The 21,858-nt window shown below is 43.3% G+C and carries 16 protein-coding genes and 1 other annotated feature; of the genes, 2 read left to right on the top strand and 14 right to left on the bottom strand.

Features of this window, described 5'->3' with window-relative positions:
- Positions 1-9 precede the first annotated feature (9 nt).
- From odhB to aroC, 13 genes are all read right to left on the bottom strand, one after another.
- Positions 10-1,293, bottom strand: coding sequence for a 2-oxoglutarate dehydrogenase complex dihydrolipoyllysine-residue succinyltransferase (gene odhB / locus OKX00_RS11975; protein WP_062232162.1), 1,284 nt, complete (start codon positions 1,291-1,293; stop codon positions 10-12).
- Positions 1,286-4,168, bottom strand: a complete 2,883-nt coding sequence (locus OKX00_RS11980; protein ID WP_265407520.1) for a 2-oxoglutarate dehydrogenase E1 component — start codon at positions 4,166-4,168, stop codon at positions 1,286-1,288. Before OKX00_RS11980 ends, odhB begins: the two co-directional genes overlap by 8 nt.
- 312 nt (positions 4,169-4,480) lie before the next feature.
- Positions 4,481-5,413, bottom strand: coding sequence for an EamA family transporter RarD (rarD, locus tag OKX00_RS11985; protein WP_256226912.1), 933 nt, complete (start codon positions 5,411-5,413; stop codon positions 4,481-4,483).
- Between the two features lie 132 nt (positions 5,414-5,545).
- On the bottom strand, positions 5,546-6,049 hold the full coding sequence (locus OKX00_RS11990; RefSeq protein WP_416054337.1) for a thioredoxin family protein: 504 nt from the start codon (positions 6,047-6,049) through the stop codon (positions 5,546-5,548).
- 118 nt (positions 6,050-6,167) lie between these two features.
- Positions 6,168-7,343, bottom strand: a complete 1,176-nt coding sequence (locus OKX00_RS11995; protein ID WP_265407522.1) for an NRAMP family divalent metal transporter — start codon at positions 7,341-7,343, stop codon at positions 6,168-6,170.
- A 13-nt stretch (positions 7,344-7,356) separates the two neighbouring features.
- Positions 7,357-8,115, bottom strand: coding sequence for a 5-oxoprolinase subunit PxpA (locus OKX00_RS12000; RefSeq protein WP_265407523.1), 759 nt, complete (start codon positions 8,113-8,115; stop codon positions 7,357-7,359).
- A gap of 4 nt (positions 8,116-8,119) precedes the next feature.
- A complete protein-coding gene (locus OKX00_RS12005; protein ID WP_265407524.1) occupies positions 8,120-9,088 on the bottom strand; it encodes a 5-oxoprolinase subunit C family protein in 969 nt (322 codons plus the stop codon).
- Positions 9,072-9,791: a 5-oxoprolinase subunit PxpB gene (pxpB, locus tag OKX00_RS12010; RefSeq protein ID WP_265407525.1), complete on the bottom strand. Its 720-nt coding sequence runs from the start codon at positions 9,789-9,791 to the stop codon at positions 9,072-9,074. Before pxpB ends, OKX00_RS12005 begins: the two co-directional genes overlap by 17 nt.
- Positions 9,792-10,203: 412 nt before the next feature.
- Positions 10,204-11,823: an ABC-F family ATP-binding cassette domain-containing protein gene (locus tag OKX00_RS12015; protein WP_265407526.1), complete on the bottom strand. Its 1,620-nt coding sequence runs from the start codon at positions 11,821-11,823 to the stop codon at positions 10,204-10,206.
- 188 nt (positions 11,824-12,011) lie between these two features.
- Entirely contained in the window at positions 12,012-13,310 is a 1,299-nt protein-coding gene (aroA, locus tag OKX00_RS12020; RefSeq protein ID WP_062232149.1) for a 3-phosphoshikimate 1-carboxyvinyltransferase, read from the bottom strand.
- 17 nt (positions 13,311-13,327) lie between these two features.
- The gene (locus tag OKX00_RS12025; protein WP_265407527.1) at positions 13,328-14,428 is read right to left on the bottom strand and encodes a prephenate dehydrogenase; all 1,101 of its coding nucleotides are present in this window, start codon (positions 14,426-14,428) and stop codon (positions 13,328-13,330) included.
- On the bottom strand, positions 14,421-15,524 hold the full coding sequence (aroB, locus tag OKX00_RS12030; protein WP_265407528.1) for a 3-dehydroquinate synthase: 1,104 nt from the start codon (positions 15,522-15,524) through the stop codon (positions 14,421-14,423). The genes OKX00_RS12025 and aroB overlap by 8 nt, the downstream gene beginning before the upstream one ends.
- A complete protein-coding gene (gene aroC, locus OKX00_RS12035; protein WP_265407529.1) occupies positions 15,524-16,693 on the bottom strand; it encodes a chorismate synthase in 1,170 nt (389 codons plus the stop codon). Before aroC ends, aroB begins: the two co-directional genes overlap by 1 nt.
- 53 nt (positions 16,694-16,746) lie before the next feature.
- Positions 16,747-16,978 (bottom strand) — a binding site (T-box leader).
- A 249-nt stretch (positions 16,979-17,227) separates the two neighbouring features.
- On the opposite strand from aroC, the gene OKX00_RS12040 reads away from it, so the two are divergent.
- Positions 17,228-18,304, top strand: coding sequence for a bifunctional 3-deoxy-7-phosphoheptulonate synthase/chorismate mutase (locus OKX00_RS12040; RefSeq protein ID WP_265407530.1), 1,077 nt, complete (start codon positions 17,228-17,230; stop codon positions 18,302-18,304).
- Between the two features lie 136 nt (positions 18,305-18,440).
- Positions 18,441-19,811: an MATE family efflux transporter gene (locus tag OKX00_RS12045; RefSeq protein ID WP_265407531.1), complete on the top strand. Its 1,371-nt coding sequence runs from the start codon at positions 18,441-18,443 to the stop codon at positions 19,809-19,811.
- Between the two features lie 133 nt (positions 19,812-19,944).
- Here the strand turns inward: OKX00_RS12045 and OKX00_RS12050 are convergent, their stop codons facing one another.
- The gene (locus OKX00_RS12050; RefSeq protein ID WP_265407532.1) at positions 19,945-21,837 is read right to left on the bottom strand and encodes a vWA domain-containing protein; all 1,893 of its coding nucleotides are present in this window, start codon (positions 21,835-21,837) and stop codon (positions 19,945-19,947) included.
- Positions 21,838-21,858 lie beyond the last annotated feature (21 nt).

Here is a 21,858-nt window from a genome sequence, read left to right on the forward strand (position 1 = left end):
TCAAATTATTTAACCTTGTAATAATAAAGACTCTGGATCCTCCAGCATTTCTTTGACCTTCGCAAGGAAGCTTACTGCTTCACGTCCGTCAACGATACGGTGGTCATATGAAAGTGCAATGTACATCATCGGACGATTTTCCATTCTTTCTGCATCAATAGCAATAGGACGCATCTTGATGCCGTGCATTCCCAGAATCCCAACTTGAGGGGCATTTAGGATCGGTGTAGACATTAAGGAACCAAAAATTCCTCCGTTCGTAATCGTGAACGTACCGCCTTGCAGCTCAGAAAGTGTAAGTTTGTTGTCTCGCGCTTTTTTACCAAGAGAGAGGATTTCTTTTTCGATACCAGCAAAGCTAAGCTTGTCAGCATCTCTTACAACAGGGACAACTAGTCCTTCCTCAGCTCCTACTGCAATTCCGATGTCATAGAACTTCTTAAGAAGTACTTCATCACCTTGAATCTCAGCATTGAGAAGAGGGAATTGTTTTAAAGCACCTACAACTGCTTTTGTAAAGAAAGACATGTATCCGAGTTTCACGTCATTCTGCTGCAAGAAAGCATCTTTTCTTCGTTTGCGGATATCGTTGATCGCCGTCATGTCCACTTCGTTGAAGGTTGTAAGCATCGCTGCTGTTTGCTGTACTTCAACGAGGCGTTTTGCAATCGTTTGGCGGCGGCGGGAAAGTTTGATGCGTTCAACGGGTTTCCCAGACACGTCAGCCGTTTTTGGAGCATTGGATGCTTTTTTCTCCGGAGCTTTTGGTGCCTTTTGTTCAGGCTGGCTTGCCGGTTTTTCAGAAGCTGCTTTTACATCCTCAGGGCGTACTCGTCCAAGAGGATCGCGTGCTTCCACTTTTGAAAGATCGATTCCAAGTTCACGAGCAAGCTTGCGTGCTGCAGGTGAAGCTAATGGACGGTCTGTTTCTTTTCTTTGCTCTGTTTCTTTTACTTCTTCAGGCTGCTTGTTTTGTGCAGCTGCCGGAGCTTCAGCAACTGGCTGTACAGTTTCTTGTTTGTTTTCAGAAGCAGCTGGGGCTTCACTTGATGCATCCCCTGTTTCTTTAAGTACAGCGATAACATCACCAACTTCTACCGTATCGCCTTCTTCACGAAGAACTTCTTGAATAATGCCATCATAGTCCGCGCTGATTTCAATGTTGACTTTATCCGTTTCAAGTTCGACAATGTTATCGCCTTTTTTAACGTTGTCACCCACATTTTTTAGCCATTGGGCGATCGTGCCCTCGGAGATGGATTCTGCTAGTTCTGGTACTTTAATTTCAATCACGTTCATTGCCTCCCTCTGAAGTTATCGTTTTGGTTTGGTCTGCTCTTAGAGCGACAGATACAATACGCTCTTGTTCTTTTTTATGAATATCAGGGTCTCCGCCTGACGGACTGGATCGGTCTGGACGTCCAATATATTTTACGCTTGCGCTTTCTGGAGCGGCAGCACGCAGCTTGGATTCGATATATGCCCATGATCCCATATTTTTCGGCTCTTCTTGAACCCATGCGACCTCCTCTAAATGAGGATAGCGCTCAAGAATCTCTTTAACCTCGTTTTTAGGGAAAGGATACAGCTGTTCCACCCGAAGGATATGAAGGTGATTCAATTCCTCAGCTTTACCTTCAGCTTCAGCCGCTAAATCAATAGCAACTTTACCTGTGCAAAGAACGACGCGCTTTACTTGTTCCCCATTTTTTCCAAGCCCCTCTTGCTCAAGAACCGGTTTGAATTGACCTTCTCCAAGCAGGCTTCCTGCTGAAGATGTTCTTGGATTTCTTAGGAGGCTCTTAGGCGTCATGATGACGAGCGGGCGAACTTCTTCCTTATCCAGAATTGCGGCCTGGCGTCTTAGGATATGGAAGTACTGTGCAGCGCTTGATAAGTTAGCCACTGTCCAGTTATTTTCCGCAGCGAGTTGAAGGAACCTTTCGATTCGGCCGCTTGAATGTTCAGGGCCTTGACCTTCATATCCGTGTGGAAGAAGCATAACCAGACCTGATTTCTGACCCCATTTTGCTCGTCCGGCAGAAATAAATTGGTCGAAGATGACTTGTGCTGCATTTGCAAAGTCTCCATATTGTGCTTCCCAAAGAACAAGAGTTTCAGGTGCGAAAACATTGTATCCATATTCAAAACCGACGACAGATGCTTCAGAGAGCGGGCTGTTATGGATGCCGAATGCTGCTTTTGCCTGCGGAATCTGATGAAGCGGTGAAAATAGTTTTCCGCTTTGGCTGTCATGCAGAACCAAATGTCTTTGAGCAAATGTTCCACGCTCAACATCTTGTCCGGTAATACGGATCGGCGTACCGTCACTTAAGATGGTTGCAAATGCAAGTGTTTCAGCAAGTGCCCAGTCAACTTTGCTTCCTTCATCAAGGGCATTGGCTCTTCTCGCCAAAATCCGCTCGAGTTTAGGGTAGACAGTAAAGCCTTCAGGTCTTTCTAGAAGAGCCTGATTGATTTCTTTTAGTTCATCTATCGCAACAGATGTATCTAGAGCAGGGAATCCCTTGACAATCGTTTCAGGGACTTCTATATCCTTCACTTCTCCGTCTTTAGAAATGCCTTTTACTTTTTCATATTCAGCCTGAAGTTTCTGCTGAACGTCGTTATCCATTGTATCGCCTTGGCCTTCTTTGATTACTCCTTCAGATTCAAGCTGTTTGGCAAACAGCGCACGAACAGTAGGATGGCTGTTTACCTTTTCGTAGGTTGCAGGCTGCGTTACTGCAGGATCGTCCATTTCGTTATGTCCAAAACGGCGGTACCCGATCAAGTCGATCAAGAAGTCTTTTTGGAAACGCATACGGTATTGATATGCGAGTGTGATCGCAGCGATACAAGCAATCGGATCATCTGCGTTAACATGGACAATAGGAATTTCAAAACCTTTAGCAAGGTCACTTGAATATCTGGTTGAACGTGAATCAGAACTTTCAGTCGTAAATCCAATCATATTATTCGCGATAATATGAACAGATCCACCTGTTTGATAACCTTTCAATCGGCTGAGGTTAAGTGTCTCAGCAACAATTCCCTCACCCGGGAAAGCCGCATCCCCATGGATTGAAATGGCGAATGATTTATTCACATCCTGTTTAGGATATCCAGGTTCTGTGCGCACTTCTTGAGCTGCACGAGTGTATCCGACGACTACCGGATTAACAAACTCAAGGTGGGATGGGTTATTAGCCAGCGTTAATGTTGCTTTGGCTGTGTTTTCTTCAATGGAACGGTCTGCTCCAAGATGATATTTAACGTCACCTGTCCAGCCGAAACTAATTCCTCTCGAACCTTCAGAAGGAATCAGCTCCTTGTTTGGCGAATGATGAAATTCAGCGAAAATTTTCTCGTAAGGTTTCCCTAAAGTATGAGCGAGTACATTCAGGCGTCCACGGTGTGCCATTCCGATCATGACGTTGCTTGTTCCTCCTTTAACGCTCTGATGGATCATCTCATCGAGCATTGGAACTAGAATGTCAAGACCTTCAATGGAGAAACGTTTCTGACCGACAAATGTACGATGAAGGAATTTTTCAAAGCCTTCCACTTCAGTCAGGCGCTGTAATAATGCAATCTTTTCTTCATCAGTCATCTCAGGATAGATGAAGCCAGATTCTACCATGTTATTTAGCCAGTTATGTTCTTCTTCAACATGCACATGGCTGAACTCATAAGCCATTGATTTCGTATAAATGTCTTTTAGGCGTTTAATCGCTTCCAATCCATTTTGAACATCTCTTGGCGCCTCAGTCCAAATTAAAGAGGCTGGAATCGTTTTCAAGTCCGCCTCGCTCAGTCCATAATGGGATGGATTCAGCAACTTAATTTCTTTTGACACTTCTTCAAGGGGATGAATTTCTGCTGCCAAATGTCCGTAGGTACGGATGTTTTCGGCTAGCTTCGATGCGGCAACAATCTTGCTGACTGAAACTCCGGATGGAGCTTGCTGAGACAGGCTGGTGCCTGCATCTTGATTTGCTTCATCAGAAGATGGTGGCGGACCCCACTCTTCAAACTGTTTTCTTAGTTCCTCGTCAACTGAATTGGGATCAGCTGAATACTGTTCGAACAATTCAATGACATAACCAAGGTTCGGTCCGTAAAATCCCTGCCATGGTGAATCCTGGCTTGGACGGTTTGTGCTCATTGGTTGATACCCCCTGCTGCGATTTAATATCAATTTTTAACAACTAATTAGGAGAACGACAAGAAGTTCTCAAAGTTCCTGTTTTTAAAGCAAAAGCAAATCTATCATCATTGAAATACATCCCCTGAATACTCAACAATAAAACGATTCTTTTACAAATCACAGTAAATTCAATCTTTTGCAATAAAGCGAAAGCAGATTTGAACTTCTTTATTAAACGTTTTCATGGTTATTTTAGCACAGTATGGGCGTAGGTCAAAAGTTAACTTTCAAGAAAATTGGAGAAAAGTAGAGAATTACGGCGAAAAATGCTCAAGTACCGTATGTTTTATGCTTATTTTTAGGCTGTAAGCGAGCCATCCACCTTGTTTTGGAAATTGAGAAGATAACCAGAGCCATCCAAATTAAAATAAAAGAAAAAAGACGAGTATTTGAAAAATCCTCATGATAGAGGAAGACCCCAAGGATGAGCATGATGGTCGGTGCGATGTATTGCAGAAATCCGATCATGGATAAAGAAATCCGTTTAGCGCCCTGTGCAAAACATAATAAAGGAATGGCAGTTACTATTCCCGCTCCCATCAGCAGCAAAGTCACTGTGCTGTTTTGTGCCGCAAAGGCCTCTGTACCCTTCTGCTGGGCAAAAACGATATAGATGAGGGCAAGAGGTGCCACAAACATGGTTTCATAAGTCAGCCCAAGGATAGAATCATAGCTGCCCATTTTTTTGGTGAGGCCATACAGACCAAAGCTCAATGCAAGGGATACGGCAATCCATGGGAATTTTCCGTATTGGAATGTTAGCAGACCCACCCCGATGAGTGCGACCCCGAATGAAACGATCTGCCAGTAATTTAACTTTTCCTTCAGAACAATAATCCCCAATAACACGCTGACAAGCGGGTTGATGTAATAGCCCAGACTAGCCTCAACGACATGATTATTATTCACGGCCCAAATATACATCAGCCAGTTGGCACTGATTAAAAGAGATGAAGCCAAAACCGCAAAAAAGTTTTTCTTTTGTAAGAATAGGCTTTGTAAATTGCTGAAGAAAGATGATGTCTTCTTCATAAAAAGGATGACCAGTATCATAAATACAAAAGACCAGAGGATCCGATGGGCAAGTACATCTCCAGATTCAACAGATTGGAGAGGCTTCCAATAAAGCGGAAGAAAGCCCCACATCAAGTACGAAAGAGCAGCGTACCAGATGCCGATAGATTGTTCAGTTTGTTTTTCCATTTTTACGCCTCAATTCCTTCAGTTCTCTGCGTCTTATTTCTCTATTATAGTGGGTGCCAAATTTATGACAAAATAGTTTGCCTGCACGACAAAGGAGCAGCTCCATTTTTGAGCTGCTCCTTTAAGCTGTTCTTACAAAAGATTTTTCAGTTCCTCTTTTATGCTTTTATTGACGGATTCCCATAGAGCTTGGTCTGTTGTCATCCGAGCTTTGAAATTCTTGTACATCTCTTTTTGTTTTTCTTCAAAAGATGGATCTTCCTTTGCAGGCAAAGTGCTTCGTTCGTGCATGATCAGAGACTGTACCTCTGGAGAACGAGGCCCCCATACCGCTTTCTCATTTCCCTTCTGATCCATGAAAATGAATTTCGGAATGGCGCGCGCTGTACCGTTCGTTAAATATCGATCCATAAGCACAAGATTTTCATCACGGATTAAAAAGCGCAGCTCGATACCAGCATATTCTGCAATTCTCTGAATGACCGGAACACATAGCAAAGCATCACCGCACCAGTCAGCAGTAAGCACTGCTGCCTTCAGTTCAAGAACAGGAAACTGCTGATAAAAATCCTTGTCTTCCTCATTAAGGGAGAAGCTGTTGTAGATCGACATCAGCTCTTCCTTATTGACTTGCATACTTTCAATATATTCGTCTTTTGTTAAAGCTTTTTGAAACCATTCATTTAAATTTTTCAACCTGCTCACCTCTTTCGTAGTTTATATTGTAAAGGTTTCAGGATGAATTTGAAAAGTATTAAAGACTCATGAAAGTATCAATACCCATGGTTGCCATACCGATGACGATAATAGCGCCTACGATGGTCATCCATAACGGATGCTTATAAGAACCGACAATTTTTTTATTGTAGGCAGCGACAAGCATAACACCGAGCGTGATCGGCAGGATCATTCCATTTAATGCCCCTACAAACACTAGGATTTTAACTGGATTTCCAATCGCGACAAAGCATAGTGTTGAGAATAAGATAAAGACTACAATCAATAGGTTTCCGTATTTTTCAAGTTTAGGATGAAACGTTCGGATGAATGAAACAGACGTGTAGGCAGAACCGATTATTGACGTAACTGCAGCCGACCACATCACAATTCCAAAAAGCTTGTAGCCTATGTTTCCTGCGGCATGCTGAAATACGGATGCTGGCGGATTGTCAGGATTTAATGTTGCGCCGCTTGCTACGACCCCAAGAGCTGCAAGGAAGAGGAAAATCCGCATAATCGAGGCGATCCCGATAGCCGATACTGCACTTTTGTTCACTTCCCCTAACGCTTTTTCACCTTTAACACCAGCATCAAGCAGTCGATGTCCACCGGCAAATGTAATATATCCGCCGACCGTTCCGCCGACGAGAGTAACGATAGCTGCAAAATCAATTTTGTCAGGTGCAAATGTCTTTGCCACTGCTTCACCTACCGGCGGCGAGGAAGTAATCGCAACATAAACTGTGAGCGCTACCATAACAAAACCTGCGACCAGTGTAAAACGGTCCATCGCTTTTCCGGCTTCTTTAACCAAGAAAATGGAGATGGCAATCGCCCCGCTGATCGCTGCACCAGACTCAGGAGAAATTCCGCCGAACATTACATTGATTCCCAGACCAGCTCCCCCCACGTTTCCGATATTGAAAGCAAGTCCGCCAATAACAACAAGCAGAGCAATGAAATAGCCGAGTCCCGGAAGCATCAAATTCGCTATATCCTGCGCTTTTCGCTCAGACACAGCGATAATTCGCCAAACGTTTAATTGTGCTCCGATATCAAGAAGAATGGATATTAAAATAACAAATCCGAAGCTTGCAGCTAAAGATTGTGTAAATACAGTAGTCTGTGTTAAGAATCCTGGCCCGATAGCAGATGTCGCCATTAAAAATGCGGCCCCTAACAGGAGCTGCCAATTGCTTTTTTGATTCATTCGTTTACCTCGCTTATCTGTGTTGTAGTCGTTGAATGCCTTCTTTCTCGAATGCTTTGTTTATCTTTTGTGCAAAAGACAGGGCATGCTCTCCATCACCGTGGATACAGATGGTCTCTGCTTTAATTCCGATATCGCCGGCAGGAGTGCCTACCTTATCGTACTTCACCATCTTTATGACTTGATCGACCGCCTGCTGATCATCGGTCAAAACACTGTTCGGTTCGTTTCTCGGAGTAAGTGTGCCGTCAGCCTGATAGGTTCGGTCAGCAAAAACTTCACTGCATGTTTGGAGCCCAATTTCTTTTCCAGCTTCAATCAACTGGCTCCCCGCAAGTCCAAACAGAGTTACATCAGGATCCATGTTATAGACCGCCTTAGCAATTCCGAGAGAGAGATCCTTGTTAACCGCAGCCATGTTGTACAAAGCTCCATGCGGTTTGACATGGCGAAGCCTTCCGCCTTCTGCTCGTACAAAGGCTGATAATGCTCCAACTTGATAAAGGACATATTCATAGGCTTCCTCAGGAGTAAGATACATATTTCGGCGTCCAAACCCCATGAGGTCAGGCAAACCTGGATGCGCTCCAATGGCTACCTTTTTTTCTAAAGCGAGCTGAACAGTGTGTTTCATAATAGAAGGGTCGCCAGCGTGAAAACCGCAAGCAATATTAGCGGATGAAATAAAATCCATCATTTCTTCATCAAAGCCAATTTGATAACGGCCAAAACTTTCACCCATGTCACAATTCAAGTCTACCGAAAAATTCATGTCCTCACCTCTCCCTGTTCTTTAAGCCGATGCCGGTTTTTAAGTAGTTCAGCTGTATTTTTTGAATTATATAATTAATCTGTGCTTCTTCGTCTGATATCTCTTGAAAGACAATCGAGTCTCCCGGTTTTGCCTGTGCAAGCTTTGGCAAGTCAACATACGCCGCCTGTGCAATTTTGGGATATCCGCCTGTCGTTTGGCGATCGGCCATTAATATGATGGGCTTGCCTTCTGATGGAACTTGAACGGTTCCAAAAAGGACAGGTTCGGAAAGGATCTCTCGTTGTTCTTCCAGCTGCAGGGCCGTACCCTCAGCCCTATACCCCATTCTGTCAGACTGAGTAGAGATCTTAAATCCTTCATTAAAAAAAGCTGCTTGGCTTTCCTTTGTAAAAAGTTCAAAATGTCTTCCTTTAACTGCTCGGATGGTGTTCTTATTTGAGTAAACTGCTCTTAATTCATGACTTACAAACCAATTTAATGAAACCGGATGAAAGGAGTCTCCATCTGAACAGACTGATAGAGTATCACCTTCTTTGAGTGCTCTGCCTTTGTAACCTCCAATGCCTGCACGCAAATATGTGCTTTTGCTCCCCATCTCCCGCTTAGTATCAAAACCTCCAGCTACAGCAATGTAGGCCCTGCATCCCCACTTGCACTTTCCGAATTCCAGAACATCCCCTTCCTTAACGGAGATTGTTCTCCAATTCTCAATGGGTTTTTCATTAATAGACGGGGTGAGATCAGCACCGCAGATAGCAATGTATGTATCAATCCCAAAAGTAAGCTTAGGGCCGGTCAGTGTGACTTCAAGCGTTGCTTCTCCTTCCGGATTTCCAACTAGCAGATTGGCTGCAGTATGTGCAAAAGGATCCATCGCTCCATTTACAATGACCCCATATTGCTGATAAGTATAGCGTCCGAGATCCTGAAGGCTGGTCAGCATCCCAGGTTTATCAATCTTGATGGTCATCTTCAGCCTCCCATGAATGATATTCTTCTGTTGTAATCTCATAAAACTCAACTTGATCTCCAGCCTCAAGCAGTGTTGGCGGATTTTCAGTAGGCCTGAACAGTTCCAGGGGCGTCCTGCCGATCAATTGCCAGCCACCGGGAGTTTCAATTGGGTAAATCCCTGTCTGTTCTCCTGCAATTCCCACGCTTCCTTTTGGAATGGACAGGCGGGGAGAGGAAAGCCTTGGAGCAGCAATTTCAGAAGACATGCCTCCTAAGAAAGGAAACCCGGGCGCGAAGCCGAGCATATATACGTAGCAGGTCTTCTCAGTATGTATTTTTATCACTTCTTTTTCTGTAAGCTTGTTAAATTTCGCCACGTTCTGAAGGTCAGGACCAAAGTCTCCCCCGTAACAAACTGGAATTCTTATTACCCTTCCTGCGGCTGCGCTTTCTTTTGGCATAGATTCAATACGCATTTCAACCCGATTTTTTGCCAGTTCGAATGCTGATTTTTCAGGGTGTACAAATTTCATAGGATCGTATAGTACAGTAAGTGTGGTGTAAGCAGGAATTGTTTCAATAAACCCATCAAAAGGGTTTTCATTGAGCCATCCAGAGATTTCATGAATTTGCTGATTCATTTCTTCACTGACCTCATGGCCAAATTCCATGAGAATTCCAGCTTCCCCAAAGCGGAAATAACTAATATCTTGAAACATTTCAGCATCCTTTCTAAATTAATAATATTCACACTATACAAAGAAAAAATTTAAAAAACAAGGGAATTCAGACAACGGGGAATTATTCTACCATATCAATCACAATTCACAGAAAGAAATGTTAATATTTTCAGATAAATGGAATTTACATAAAATTCCCAATATAGTGCGATTGCATTAGAAGTATATAGTCTATATTTCCCGATTATTTTTATTCCGTTTCATTAATTGTTTTATCTCTTGCTGCTGCTTTTCTCTTTGGCTTGTTAACTGTCTTTATCTGGTTATAATTACCTCAAAAAATAAAAAGTAAACTTAGAGCTGTACCGGTGCTTTTCGAGACTATTCAATACCACTTTTTTGCTGGCAATTGGAAGTTTGTACAAATAAAAAACGGCCTAGGGCCGTTTTTTTATTTGTACATCTTTTCTCTTTGTTTTTGAAGCTCTTCGTTTTCAAGAAATTCATCATAGGACATTTGTTTATCAAGAAGTCCATTCGGTGTAATTTCAACAATTCTGTTTGCGATGGTTTGAACAAATTGATGGTCATGAGATGTAAATAAGATGGACCCTTTGTAGTTGATCAAACCATTGTTCAATGCAGTAATGGATTCTAGATCCAGGTGATTTGTCGGATCATCCAATAGTAAGACATTGCTTCCGCTGAGCATCATTTTGGAAAGCATGCAGCGGACCTTTTCTCCTCCAGAAAGTACTTTTGATTTTTTCAGTACTTCTTCACCGGAAAACAGCATACGTCCCAAGAAACCACGCAAAAAGCTTTCTGATTGATCGACAGGAGAGTATTGGCGCAGCCAGTCAACAAGGTTAAGCTCATTATTTTCAAAATAGGAAGTATTATCTTTTGGGAAATAAGCCTGTGATGTTGTAACTCCCCATTTGAAGCTGCCGCTGTCTGCTTCCATTTCACCCATTAAGATTTTAAAGAGGACAGTTACTGCGTTTTCGTCTTTGCCGACAAATGCAATTTTATCACCCTTATTCATTGTAAAGCTAACGTTGTTTAATACTTTTTCCCCATCAATGGTTTTGTTGAGGTCCTTCACCATAAGAAGGTCATTGCCGATTTCACGGTCAATGGAAAAGTTTACGAAAGGATAACGCCGGGTAGACGGCCGAATATCATCCAACGAGATTTTGTCGAGCAATTTTTTTCTGGAGGTTGCCTGTTTTGATTTAGATGCATTCGCACTGAATCGGGCAACGAAATTTTGAAGTTCTTTGATTTTCTCTTCTTTTTTCTTGTTTTGTTCCTGTGCCATTTTTAATGCAAGCTGGCTGGACTCATACCAGAAATCATAGTTTCCAACATAAAGCTGAATCTTTCCAAAATCCAAATCTGCCATGTGGGTACAAACTTTATTCAAGAAGTGGCGGTCATGGGAGACCACAATAACTGTGTTTTCAAAGTTAATCAAAAATTCTTCAAGCCATTGGATCGCACGCAGATCCAAGTGGTTTGTCGGCTCATCCAGAAGCAGAATATCCGGTTTCCCAAATAAAGCCTGAGCAAGCAATACTTTTACTTTTTCAGACCCTGAAAGGTCAGCCATCTTTTTATAATGAAGATCTTCACCGATACCTAATCCTTTTAAAAGGATGGCAGCTTCAGACTCTGCCTCCCAGCCGTTCAGCTCTGCGAATTCGCCTTCAAGCTCGGCAGCTTTAATTCCGTCTTCATCAGAGAAATCGGCTTTCATATAGATCGCGTCTTTTTCCTGCATGATTTGGTACAAGCGGGCATGCCCCATAATAACGGTTTGCAGTACTTCATTTTCTTCGTATTCGAAGTGGTTTTGTTTTAAGACAGCAAGACGTTCGCCGGGTGTTATATTTACATCTCCGGTTTGAGGTTCGATTTCACCGGACAGAATTTTGATAAACGTTGATTTTCCAGCTCCGTTAGCTCCGATCAAGCCATAGCAGTTTCCTGGGGTGAACTTAATGTTTACATCTTCAAAAAGCTTTCGGTCTCCGTAGCGGAGACCTACATTTGTTACTGTGATCATAGTTATATTTCTCCTTCGCTAATTCCATACTCTCAATGATTGTATCATACCATATCCTTTGGGCATACATCCAAGCAAGAATGTAAAGAACTCCTTCACATACAACTTAAAAAGCGGAGAGGCGCATTGGCCTCTCCGCAGTTTATGCTCTGTACTGAATTTTTTCTACTATAATAAAGGTGTGCAAACTAAACTCTGATATTTTTGCTCTGCAGGTGATCGAGCTCTCCGAAAAAACCAGGATACGAAACGGCTACAGCCTCACTGTTCAACAGCGTGGTTTCACCTTTACACAGGCAGGATGCGACAGCAAGCATCATGCCGATCCGGTGATCTCCATGGCTGTCTACTTCGGCTCCCTTTAGTAATGATGTTTCGCTAATGATCATCCCATCTGAGGTCGCTTCAATTTTTGCGCCCGTTTTTTGCAGTTCGTGAACGACAGTATCAATCCTGTTTGTTTCTTTCACTTTTAATTCCGCCGCATCTTTGATCACTGTTGTCCCTGATGCTTGAGTGGCAGCCAGAGCAATAATCGGAATCTCATCTATTAACCTGGGAATGATCTCTCCGCTGATCTCAATTCCTTTAAGTTTTGAAGTTCTTACTGTAAGGTCCGCGTACGGCTCAGCACCCTCCCCTTCAATCGGTGAAATGGTAATATCTGCGCCCATTTGTTTTAGAACATCGATGATCCCTGTCCTCGTTGGATTCATCCCTACTTTTTTCAAAGTGATCTCACTCTCGGGTACAATGGAGCCAGCGACAAGGAAAAAAGCGGCAGAAGAAATATCTCCGGGTACTTCTATATGTGTTCCTTTTAAAACTTGACCGCCTTTTATACTTGCTGTGTTGCCATCGACAGCTACCTTGCAGCCAAACGCTCCAAGCATCCGCTCAGTATGATCACGGGATTTATGTGGTTCTGTAACAGATGTTGTTCCTTCAGCAGATACCCCTGCAAGCAAGATCGCTGATTTCACTTGTGCACTGGCAACCGGTGACTGATAATCGGTCCCCTTGCATTGGCCTCCTCGTATGCTTAAAGGAACAAAATTCCCTTCATCTCTTCCTTCGATGGCAGCACCCATACTCCTTAACGGGCCGGTTACCCTTTTCATTGGCCGTTTTGCAATGGATGCATCACCGGTAATACAGGAATGAAATGGTGTATTTGCAAGGATGCCAAGCATAAGCCGAATCGTAGTGCCGGAGTTTCCGACATCCAAAATGTCAACAGGTTCTTTGAGCCCTTCTAACCCTTTTCCTTCTATTATAACTGTGTCATTTTCCTGATGAATGCTGACTCCCATTTTTCTGAAGCAATCAATGGTACTTAAACAATCATCTCCAGGAAGGAATCCTTGAACAGTTGTACGTCCTTCAGCAATTGAACCGAACATAACCGCCCGGTGAGAGATGGATTTATCTCCAGGTATTTGGATGGTTCCTTGCAGACCGGAAACTGGCTTTAATTGTTTTGACATCAAATTGGCCTCCTTTGCTACATTGCAATGTAGGTTGTAAATTGCAGGTGTTCAAGACTCTCTTTTGCTTGCTGGCGGTCCCCCTCCGACTGGAAGCTGACTCGAAGTACTCCGTAAATATCCTCTCTTGCCTCAATCACTCGGATATTCGTAATGCTGATCTTTTTCTCAGCAAGAATAGAGGTAACACGGGAAATCACTCCGACATCATCGATAATGTCTACATACAGATCATAAAACGATGTGATAGCACCTTTGGCTTTAATCGGAAGAGCATCCCGATATTGTTTTGCACCTGAAAAGTAATCAAGCAATCCTTGGTCGCTTCCGCTTTTAACAAGATCCTTCACACATTCCATTTCCATGATCCATTCATCAATAAAGGTTAAAATGTTTTCCTTGTTGTGCTTGATAATGTCTTTCCACATTACAGGACTGCTGGAAGCGATTCTAGTGATATCTTTAAAGCCGCCAGCAGCAAGGTCGTTAACTTGATGGTGTGCGTGGGAATAATGCTCTACTTGGCGTACAAGGCTCGCTGCGACGACATGGGGAAAGTGACTGACGACCCCGGTAAGAAGATCGTGTTTCTCGGCATCCATGACGATGAATTTTGCTCGTGTCCCTTTTAGCCAGTCCTTTAATTCTTCTATTCTTTGGTCAGGAGTTTCCGGCCCAGGTGTGATCATATAGAACGCATTTTCAAACAGATGTGTTTTGGCACTGCCCGGTCCTGATTTATGAGATCCGGCCATCGGATGCCCTCCGATGAATGTAATGCCTTTATCTACCATGGAAGAAGCTTTTTCCATGATTCTCGATTTTGTGCTGCCTACATCTGTGATGAGGGCACCTGGGGGGATGTTAAAGTCAGAAAACCATTCAAGCAGTCTTTCCGTTTCCTCCACCGGTGTAGCCAATACAATCAGATCGGCCATCTCTGCTTCTTTTTGGAGATCAGTACAGATTGTGTCAATGATACTGAGCCGTTTTGCGAGGTTGGCATGATCGGCAGAAATATCATGTCCTATGATGGTGCAAGAATGTTCTTTTTTTATAGCCATTGCGATGGATCCGCCAATAAGGCCTAATCCAATCAGCAGAACCCGTTTATTCACTGTATTGCTCCTTGTCTGTCAAAATAAATTCTTGGAGAGAGTCTAATAGGAAGGAGTCACTGACTTCTTGAACATAGGCTCGTCCAATCTCCTCTAGAAGCACCATATTCACATGGCCCATCGTCGATTTTTTATCTCTCTTCATGGTTTCAAGCAACTCTACTGCTGCCAGTTGAGGAGGAAGTGCAGGAAATTGATAATCATGAAGCCAATCACTGATCATATTATAATGAAGATTTTTGCCAGAGATAGATTCGCTGAGCTTCAATGCGAACCGCATTCCGATTGATACGGCATCACCATGGGAGATCGCACCATAACCAGCTTTGCTCTCAATCGCATGTCCGAGGGTATGGCCAAAATTCAAGATCGCACGCAATCCGCTTTCTCTCTCATCTTGTGATACGACTTGTGCTTTTATTGAAATAGCTCTCTTCAATAAATAAGCCAGTTTATCTTCAGAAATATCTTGTAATCCAGAAACTTCTTTAACGAGCCAATGATAGAATTCCTCATCAGCAATAAGAGAATGCTTGATGACTTCTGCAAATCCTGATCTCCATTCTGCTTCGGGCAGAGATTTCAAAAAAGCAGTAGAATAAAAAACTGCTTCGGGTTGATGGAAAACGCCGACCATGTTTTTTCCGAGAGGGTGATTGATCCCCGTTTTTCCGCCTACCGCACTGTCATGAGCTAATAGAGTTGTTGGCACTTGTATGAAACGGATGCCTCTCATATATGTTCCTGCTACAAAACCGGCTAGGTCTCCGATCATTCCTCCGCCAAGGGCGAGGATCAACGAATGTCGATCCAATCCTTGTTCAAGAGCGAACGTCAGACACTCATAATAATTATGAAATGATTTTTCCTTATCGCCGCTCGGTACAACAAAGGAATGCAGCGATTGGCCGATACTTTCAAGTTTCCCTGCCGTTTCTTTGAGATAAAGGCTGCTTACGGTCTCATCAGATAGTATAAGGATACTCGTCACTTTTGGAGACAAAGCCTGAATGAAATCAGGCAGTTCATCGAGAACAGTTCCTCCTATGAAGACGGGGTATCGCTTGGACTCCGTGTTAATCTTCAGGGTTTCCATTAAAACTCACGCGCCTGACGGTTATGCCGTCCGATATTTTCCTTAATTCGTTCCATGTTGTCTACTCCGAACTGTTCAACAATGGCTGCTGCCAGCTCCCAAGCAACCACAGCTTCCGCTACCACGCTCGCTGCCGGCACTGCGCAGCTGTCTGAACGTTCAATGCTGGCCTGGAATGGTTCCTTGGAATCAATATCAATACTTTGAAGAGGTTTGTATAGAGTTGGAATTGGTTTCATTACGCCTCTGACGACGATTGGCATTCCGGTCGTCATTCCTCCCTCTAATCCGCCAGCGTTATTGGTTCGTCGAGTATAACCATTTTCTTCATTCCAAAGGATTTCGTCATGAACGAGGCTTCCCGGTTTATGAGCGGCTTCAAATCCGATGCCGATCTCTGCACCTTTAAATGCGTTGATGCTCATGATGGCCGCTGCAAGCTTTGCATCAAGCTTCCGATCATAATGAACATAGCTTCCAACCCCGACCGGCATGCCTTCTACGATCACTTCAACGATGCCTCCGATTGAATCACCCTTCTCCTTCGCCTCGTCGATGGCACGCATCATTTTCTTTCCAGCCAATTCATCCAAACAACGTACAGGAGAAGCTTCTGTTCTTTCCTGGAGGTCTTCTATGGATTCAAAGGATAGCTGCTCCGCCACGACTCCTCCAATTTCAATCACGTGGCCGCCGACTTTTATCCCAAGCTCCTTCAGAAGCTGTTTTGCTACTGCACCTGCCGCTACTCTCACTGTAGTCTCTCTGGCAGATGACCGTTCCAAAACGTTCCTCATATCTCTATGGTTATACTTGATGGCTCCGTTTAGATCAGCATGCCCCGGTCTAGGTCTTGTGATCTGGCGTTTTACTTCATCACTGTCCTCTTCCAAAGGTTCAGCCCCCATGATCTTCGTCCAGTGTTTAAAATCCCGGTTCTCTACGGCAAGCGTTATCGGAGATCCGAGCGTATAGCCGTGGCGGACACCACTGTTGATAATAGCTTGGTCCTTTTCAATCTGCATCCTTCTTCCGCGGCCATGCCCTTTCTGCCTGCGGGAGAGTTCTTCGTTAATCTCTGCTGCTGTCAGTGGCAATCCTGATGGAATGCCTTCCAGTATAGTTGTGAGCTGCGGGCCGTGTGATTCTCCGGCAGTTAAATACCTCATAATATTGCCTCCTTATTTTTCTTTAGAAATACAAAAAAGTCCCTGCTATAAATAGCAGGGACGAATTTATTCGCGGTACCACCCTCATTGCGGAAAAAAACATTCCGCCACTTCATTCACGGATAACGGAGTAAACCGTCCTTTTCTACTGAACCATGAAACAAGATCGTTCAAAAAGGAAGCTCGAGGGTGTAATTCGCATTCTCCTTTGTACTGGTTCGCACCGTCCACCAGCTCTCTTAAAACAGGGAGAAGAATACTACTGTTGCCTGTCATTGCGATCGTTTAATTGTATTATATCAAGTTTTAACACGGTTAGAGGCGATTGTAAAGGGGGATGGCCCATATTTTTGAAAATTAACAAAGCCTTTGAAGAAATCTGAAAATAACCTCTTGACAAGATATACTATCGTGCTTTAAAGTAGCAAACAATACTCAAAAAATAATTCGAAAAAGGGCCGGCGCCGCCCTTATGAAAGAAACAATTTTGAAGGAGTAAACACCTATTTTATAAATCATGAGGAGGAGCTTAGAATGTCAAAAGAACTGGAAGAACTTCGCAGTGAGATCGAATCCGTCGATCAAAAGATTCTTGATTTGTTAAACGACCGTGCTTCCATCGTACAAGAGATTGGAAAATTAAAAGAAATGCAGGGTGTTAAGCGATTTGACCCTGTACGTGAACGCAAGCTTCTTGATCTGATTGAAGACCGTAATCAAGGGCCGTTCGAAACGTCTACCCTTCAATATATTTTTAAACAAATTTTCAAAGCCAGCCTGGAGCTGCAGGAAGATGATAACCGTAAAGCGCTGCTGGTTTCCCGTAAAAAGAAACCTGATGATACCATTATAAACATAAAAGGCGAGCTTATTGGAACAGGTGAGCAGCATTTTGTGATGGGACCTTGTGCGGTTGAAAGCTACGATCAGGTCAAACAAGTGGCAAAAGCATTAAAAGATCAAGGATTGACGCTTATGCGCGGCGGAGCGTTTAAACCCCGTACTTCTCCTTATGATTTCCAAGGTCTTGGCATGGAAGGACTTAAAATCTTAAAACAAGTTGCTGATGAAGAGAACCTCGCTGTTATCAGTGAGATTTTAAATCCAAACGATCTGGAAGAAGCTCTGGATTATGTGGACGTCGTTCAAATCGGAGCACGCAACATGCAAAACTTCGAACTTTTAAAAGCAGCTGGCGCGATCAGAAAGCCAGTATTATTAAAACGCGGTCTATCTGCAACGATTGAAGAGTTCATGTACGCAGCAGAATACATCCTAGCTCAAGGAAACGACCAAATCATTCTCTGTGAGCGCGGAATCCGTACGTATGAAAAAGCAACACGGAATACGCTCGATATCTCTGCTGTTCCGATTCTTAAAAAAGAAACTCACCTTCCAGTTATGGTCGATGTGACCCACTCTACCGGAAGAAGGGATCTATTGCTTCCTGCGGCAAAAGCAGCGCTAGCGATCGGTGCTGACGGCGTAATGGCTGAAGTTCATCCGGATCCAGCTGTTGCTCTATCTGACTCTGCACAGCAAATGAATATTCCACAATTCCACGAGTTCATGAACGAACTGAAAAAACATTCGGTTGTTCATTCTTCATAAATTGTAAAAAGATGGTCCATCCGGACCATCTTTTTCTTTTGTGTTTTTCATCTTACTTCCTGCGAAATAACTGCCCTCCCCTCTTTGCCCATATGTTATAATTTCCATTATTACAGACGTGGAAAAGGAATATGAAATGGAAAAAACTCAAACGATCAAGCAAAAAATTTTATTATTCATCAAGCTGGTGCTTCCTGTATTGGTTACACAGATCGGATTATTCGCGATGAATTTTCTTGATACAGTGATGTCCGGCCACTCAGGCCCGAAACAGCTTGCTGGTGTAGCAATCGGTTCAAGCATCTGGGTCCCTGTTTTTACTGGATTAAGCGGAATATTGATGGCGCTTACCCCCATCGTTTCCCAATATAATGGTGCCGGAAATAAAGAAAAAGTACCTTACGCTGTCATACAGAGCATCTATCTTGCGTTTGCTCTTTCATTTGCTGTAATAGCTGTTGGATTATTGGTACTAAATCCCCTGCTGAATGCCATGAATCTCGACCGTCAAGTAAGGGAGGTAGCTTCTGGGTATCTGATAGCCCTTTCGTTCGGTATGATTCCTCTTTTCTTATATAACGTTCTCCGCTGTTTTATCGATGCTCTCGGCAGAACGAGGGTGTCTATGCTGATTACGTTAACTGCACTTCCCGTCAATGCCCTTTTCAATTATTTATTGATTTTCGGTAAGTGGGGGTTTCCGGAGCTTGGCGGTGTTGGTTCGGGTTATGCTTCTGCTCTTACGTATTGGTTTATTGCTTTACTGGCGTTCTATATCATTCACAAAAAGCTGCCTTTTTCTGATTATCAAGTCTTCAGCAAGTTTTACTCCCTTTCGATTTCAGCATGGAAAAGCCAGCTAAAAATCGGGCTGCCGATTGGATTTTCCATCTTTTTTGAAACGAGTATCTTTGCAGCCGTAACGCTGCTGATGAGTTCATTCAATACAGCAACGATTGCCGCACATCAATCTGCACTTAATTTTGCTTCGTTTCTTTATATGCTGCCTTTGAGTATCTCCTTTGCACTTACCATTGCGGTCGGTTTCGAAGTCGGGGCGCATCGGTATAAAGACGCTAAGCAATACAGTTATCTCGGAATAGGAACTGCGGTCATTCTTGCCTTGCTGTGTGCAGCAGCTTTGCTCATCTTCCCCAGCCAAGTAGCCGGAATGTATTCAAACGATTCATCTGTCATAAAATTAACGAAGCATTTTTTGCTTTATGCGGTCTTTTTTCAGCTTTCCGATGCTATTGCCGCTCCCATACAAGGAGCTCTGAGAGGGTATAAGGATGTAAATGTAACGCTTGTATTATCTTTAATATCCTATTGGGTGATCGGGTTGCCGGTTGGCTATGTGCTGGCTAATTATACTGCCCTTGAAGCGTATGGATACTGGGTAGGATTGATCACAGGCCTAGCGATGGGTGCGGTCACTCTTTACTTCCGTCTCGCATATATTCAACAAAAACAAATGAAAACAAACCATTTAAAAAATCCAGGATAACCCTCCTGGATTTTCTTTTTCAGTTCAACATCGCATGCTGTTGCTTAAATGAGACCTTCCAATTTTTTTTACAAGTAATGGATTAGATAGCTGTTGATGCAGCCAAAAGCTAATTTTTGGAACACAAGCTTTTTTAAGATAATTTGAATAGGAGCTTGCGCAGGACAGGCACTAAATAACTGACGAGTTCTGCTGCACTGGGTACGACCACCTGATGGCTGCCATATATATTTTTCATTAGATTTTGAGCTTCCTCGGTCACTTTTCCATTAGAAATGTACATCCCAAGCGTTTCAATCCCCAACTTACGAGTATTGGCTACAGCTTCATACGTGTCCAGAATGCCATGGTCCTCATAATTAAACGCCGCTGGCTCTCCATCTGAAAAGACGAGTAAAAACTTTTGTTTTTCCTTCCGGCGCAGCAAATCCTCTGCCTTTTTCCGGATGGAATAGCCATCTCGATTATCTTCCTGAGGCTCCAGCTGCAGAATTTCAGGTCCAGCCTGATTTTTAAGTGAGCTCGTGAACGAAATCACTTCCTGAAAATAATTAGGCTGGCTGTCTTTCTTCGCATCAGCCGCATCTTCCCAAAAGCCTACTATGGAATGTGGGATGCGGACGGCTTTTAGGGTCTCATGGAAAAGGACAATAGCCTGTTGTGTTTCTTCCATTTTGTCAAACATGGAGGCCGAGCAATCGACAAGCAAAGTAAAGACGGCATCGAGTTCTTGCGGTGATTCCGCTTTTTTAAAGAACAGCCTTGGATTTTTATCGGTCAGTAGCCGTGTCAGCCTTTTGTTTAATCGGCCAAAATGCAAATCGTGGTTTGGTACATTTTTTTTATGTTCTATGGTCTTCAAAAAGCTTTGTTTTAACAGGCTGACAGAAGATTGTACAGCAGATTTGAACTCCTGATAATCCTGTACTTCCTGAAAAGAAGGCTTCTTCGGTAGGATCTTTTTTTCAACAGCAAAACGGTTCATCTCACCGTATGGAAAAAGGCTTTGCCCTGAACGCCCGTCTGTTTGGTCCATACCTGCACCAGTCTCCCCTTTAAAATCCTTGCCTTTTGAATCTTTCGCTCCAGCCTGAACCGCTCCGAAAGCCTGATCTCCTTCCTCCGCTTTCCTCCCTCCTTCACCAAGCAAATCGGTTGATGTCCCTTGATCCAGATCAAACTGCAGAAACGAGTCAGACGGAGAAGAGGTCTCTTCGTGCCAGCTTGGCATTTCTTCCCGTTCCGTTTCATCACTGCTTTTTTCGTCTTCTGATGCAGTCTGTGAATGTGGTGATTTTACTTCACTTTCTCTTGAGATATCTTTAAAATTCAACTTTTCCGATTCGTAGAACGACAGATAAGAACTCGTCATATCTCTTTCGTTAAATGTTCTTAGTGCTCTCTTTATATCATGGATTACTGCAACTAGCTCTGATGTGCTTCCAGCAGTGTTTAATTTTATTAGATCATGGCACAGCTCAACATACCATTCCTTTAATGGTGTTTGAAGCGGCACGAGCCGGTGGTTGGCAAACAGAAAAATACAGCAGAAGAACGCGTCTAGCCATCTTCTTTGCTGGATATGCTGACGGTACTGCCTATGATAATGGGTAAGAAGAACTTTCTTCCTCTCCAAGAAAGAGACAGACATACCAGGCCGTTTAGTCACACATACTTTTTCCAGGCGAAAATCTTCTGAAAACAAAAGCAGATGCTTAAGAAATTGAAAATGCTCTTCATTTTTTAAGGACTGAAGTGCTTCTTGCAGAGAGGTATGATCCGAAAAAAAGAAATTCCCATAGCTTCTTAAGTAAACTTCACTTTTTAATCCATGAAGCTGCAGGCTGGCTGGATAGGTCATCCAAAACTGGCTGACTTGCAGCACATGGCCAGGTTTGTTCAAATAAGAATGGTATGAGAATTCTACATCCATTTTTGGATCTCTGGACAGGGTTTTCGCAAGGTCGATCAGCTGCATATGCAGAAAAGAATCGATTTTTGTATCTGCAAATGTTAAAAATTTCATGCGCTACTTCACCTCCTTGAC

The sequence above is a fragment of the Fictibacillus sp. KU28468 genome, assembly GCF_026153615.1.
GTDB lineage: Bacteria > Bacillota > Bacilli > Bacillales > Fictibacillaceae > Fictibacillus_C > Fictibacillus_C marinisediminis.

Coding starts and splice junctions, on each gene's coding strand:
- pxpB (WP_265407525.1), bottom strand. CDS start 9,791: ATGTTTCAAGATATTAGTTATTTCCGCTTTGGGGAAGCTGGAATTCTC.
- OKX00_RS12050 (WP_265407532.1), bottom strand. CDS start 21,837: ATGAAATTTTTAACATTTGCAGATACAAAAATCGATTCTTTTCTGCAT.
- aroA (WP_062232149.1), bottom strand. CDS start 13,310: ATGTCAAAACAATTAAAGCCAGTTTCCGGTCTGCAAGGAACCATCCAA.
- OKX00_RS11980 (WP_265407520.1), bottom strand. CDS start 4,168: ATGAGCACAAACCGTCCAAGCCAGGATTCACCATGGCAGGGATTTTAC.
- OKX00_RS11990 (WP_416054337.1), bottom strand. CDS start 6,049: ATGCAAGTCAATAAGGAAGAGCTGATGTCGATCTACAACAGCTTCTCC.
- aroC (WP_265407529.1), bottom strand. CDS start 16,693: ATGAGGTATTTAACTGCCGGAGAATCACACGGCCCGCAGCTCACAACT.
- OKX00_RS12005 (WP_265407524.1), bottom strand. CDS start 9,088: ATGACCATCAAGATTGATAAACCTGGGATGCTGACCAGCCTTCAGGAT.
- OKX00_RS12040 (WP_265407530.1), top strand. CDS start 17,228: ATGTCAAAAGAACTGGAAGAACTTCGCAGTGAGATCGAATCCGTCGAT.
- rarD (WP_256226912.1), bottom strand. CDS start 5,413: ATGGAAAAACAAACTGAACAATCTATCGGCATCTGGTACGCTGCTCTT.
- OKX00_RS12015 (WP_265407526.1), bottom strand. CDS start 11,823: ATGATCACAGTAACAAATGTAGGTCTCCGCTACGGAGACCGAAAGCTT.
- aroB (WP_265407528.1), bottom strand. CDS start 15,524: ATGGAAACCCTGAAGATTAACACGGAGTCCAAGCGATACCCCGTCTTC.
- OKX00_RS12045 (WP_265407531.1), top strand. CDS start 18,441: ATGGAAAAAACTCAAACGATCAAGCAAAAAATTTTATTATTCATCAAG.
- OKX00_RS12000 (WP_265407523.1), bottom strand. CDS start 8,115: ATGAATTTTTCGGTAGACTTGAATTGTGACATGGGTGAAAGTTTTGGC.
- OKX00_RS11995 (WP_265407522.1), bottom strand. CDS start 7,343: ATGAATCAAAAAAGCAATTGGCAGCTCCTGTTAGGGGCCGCATTTTTA.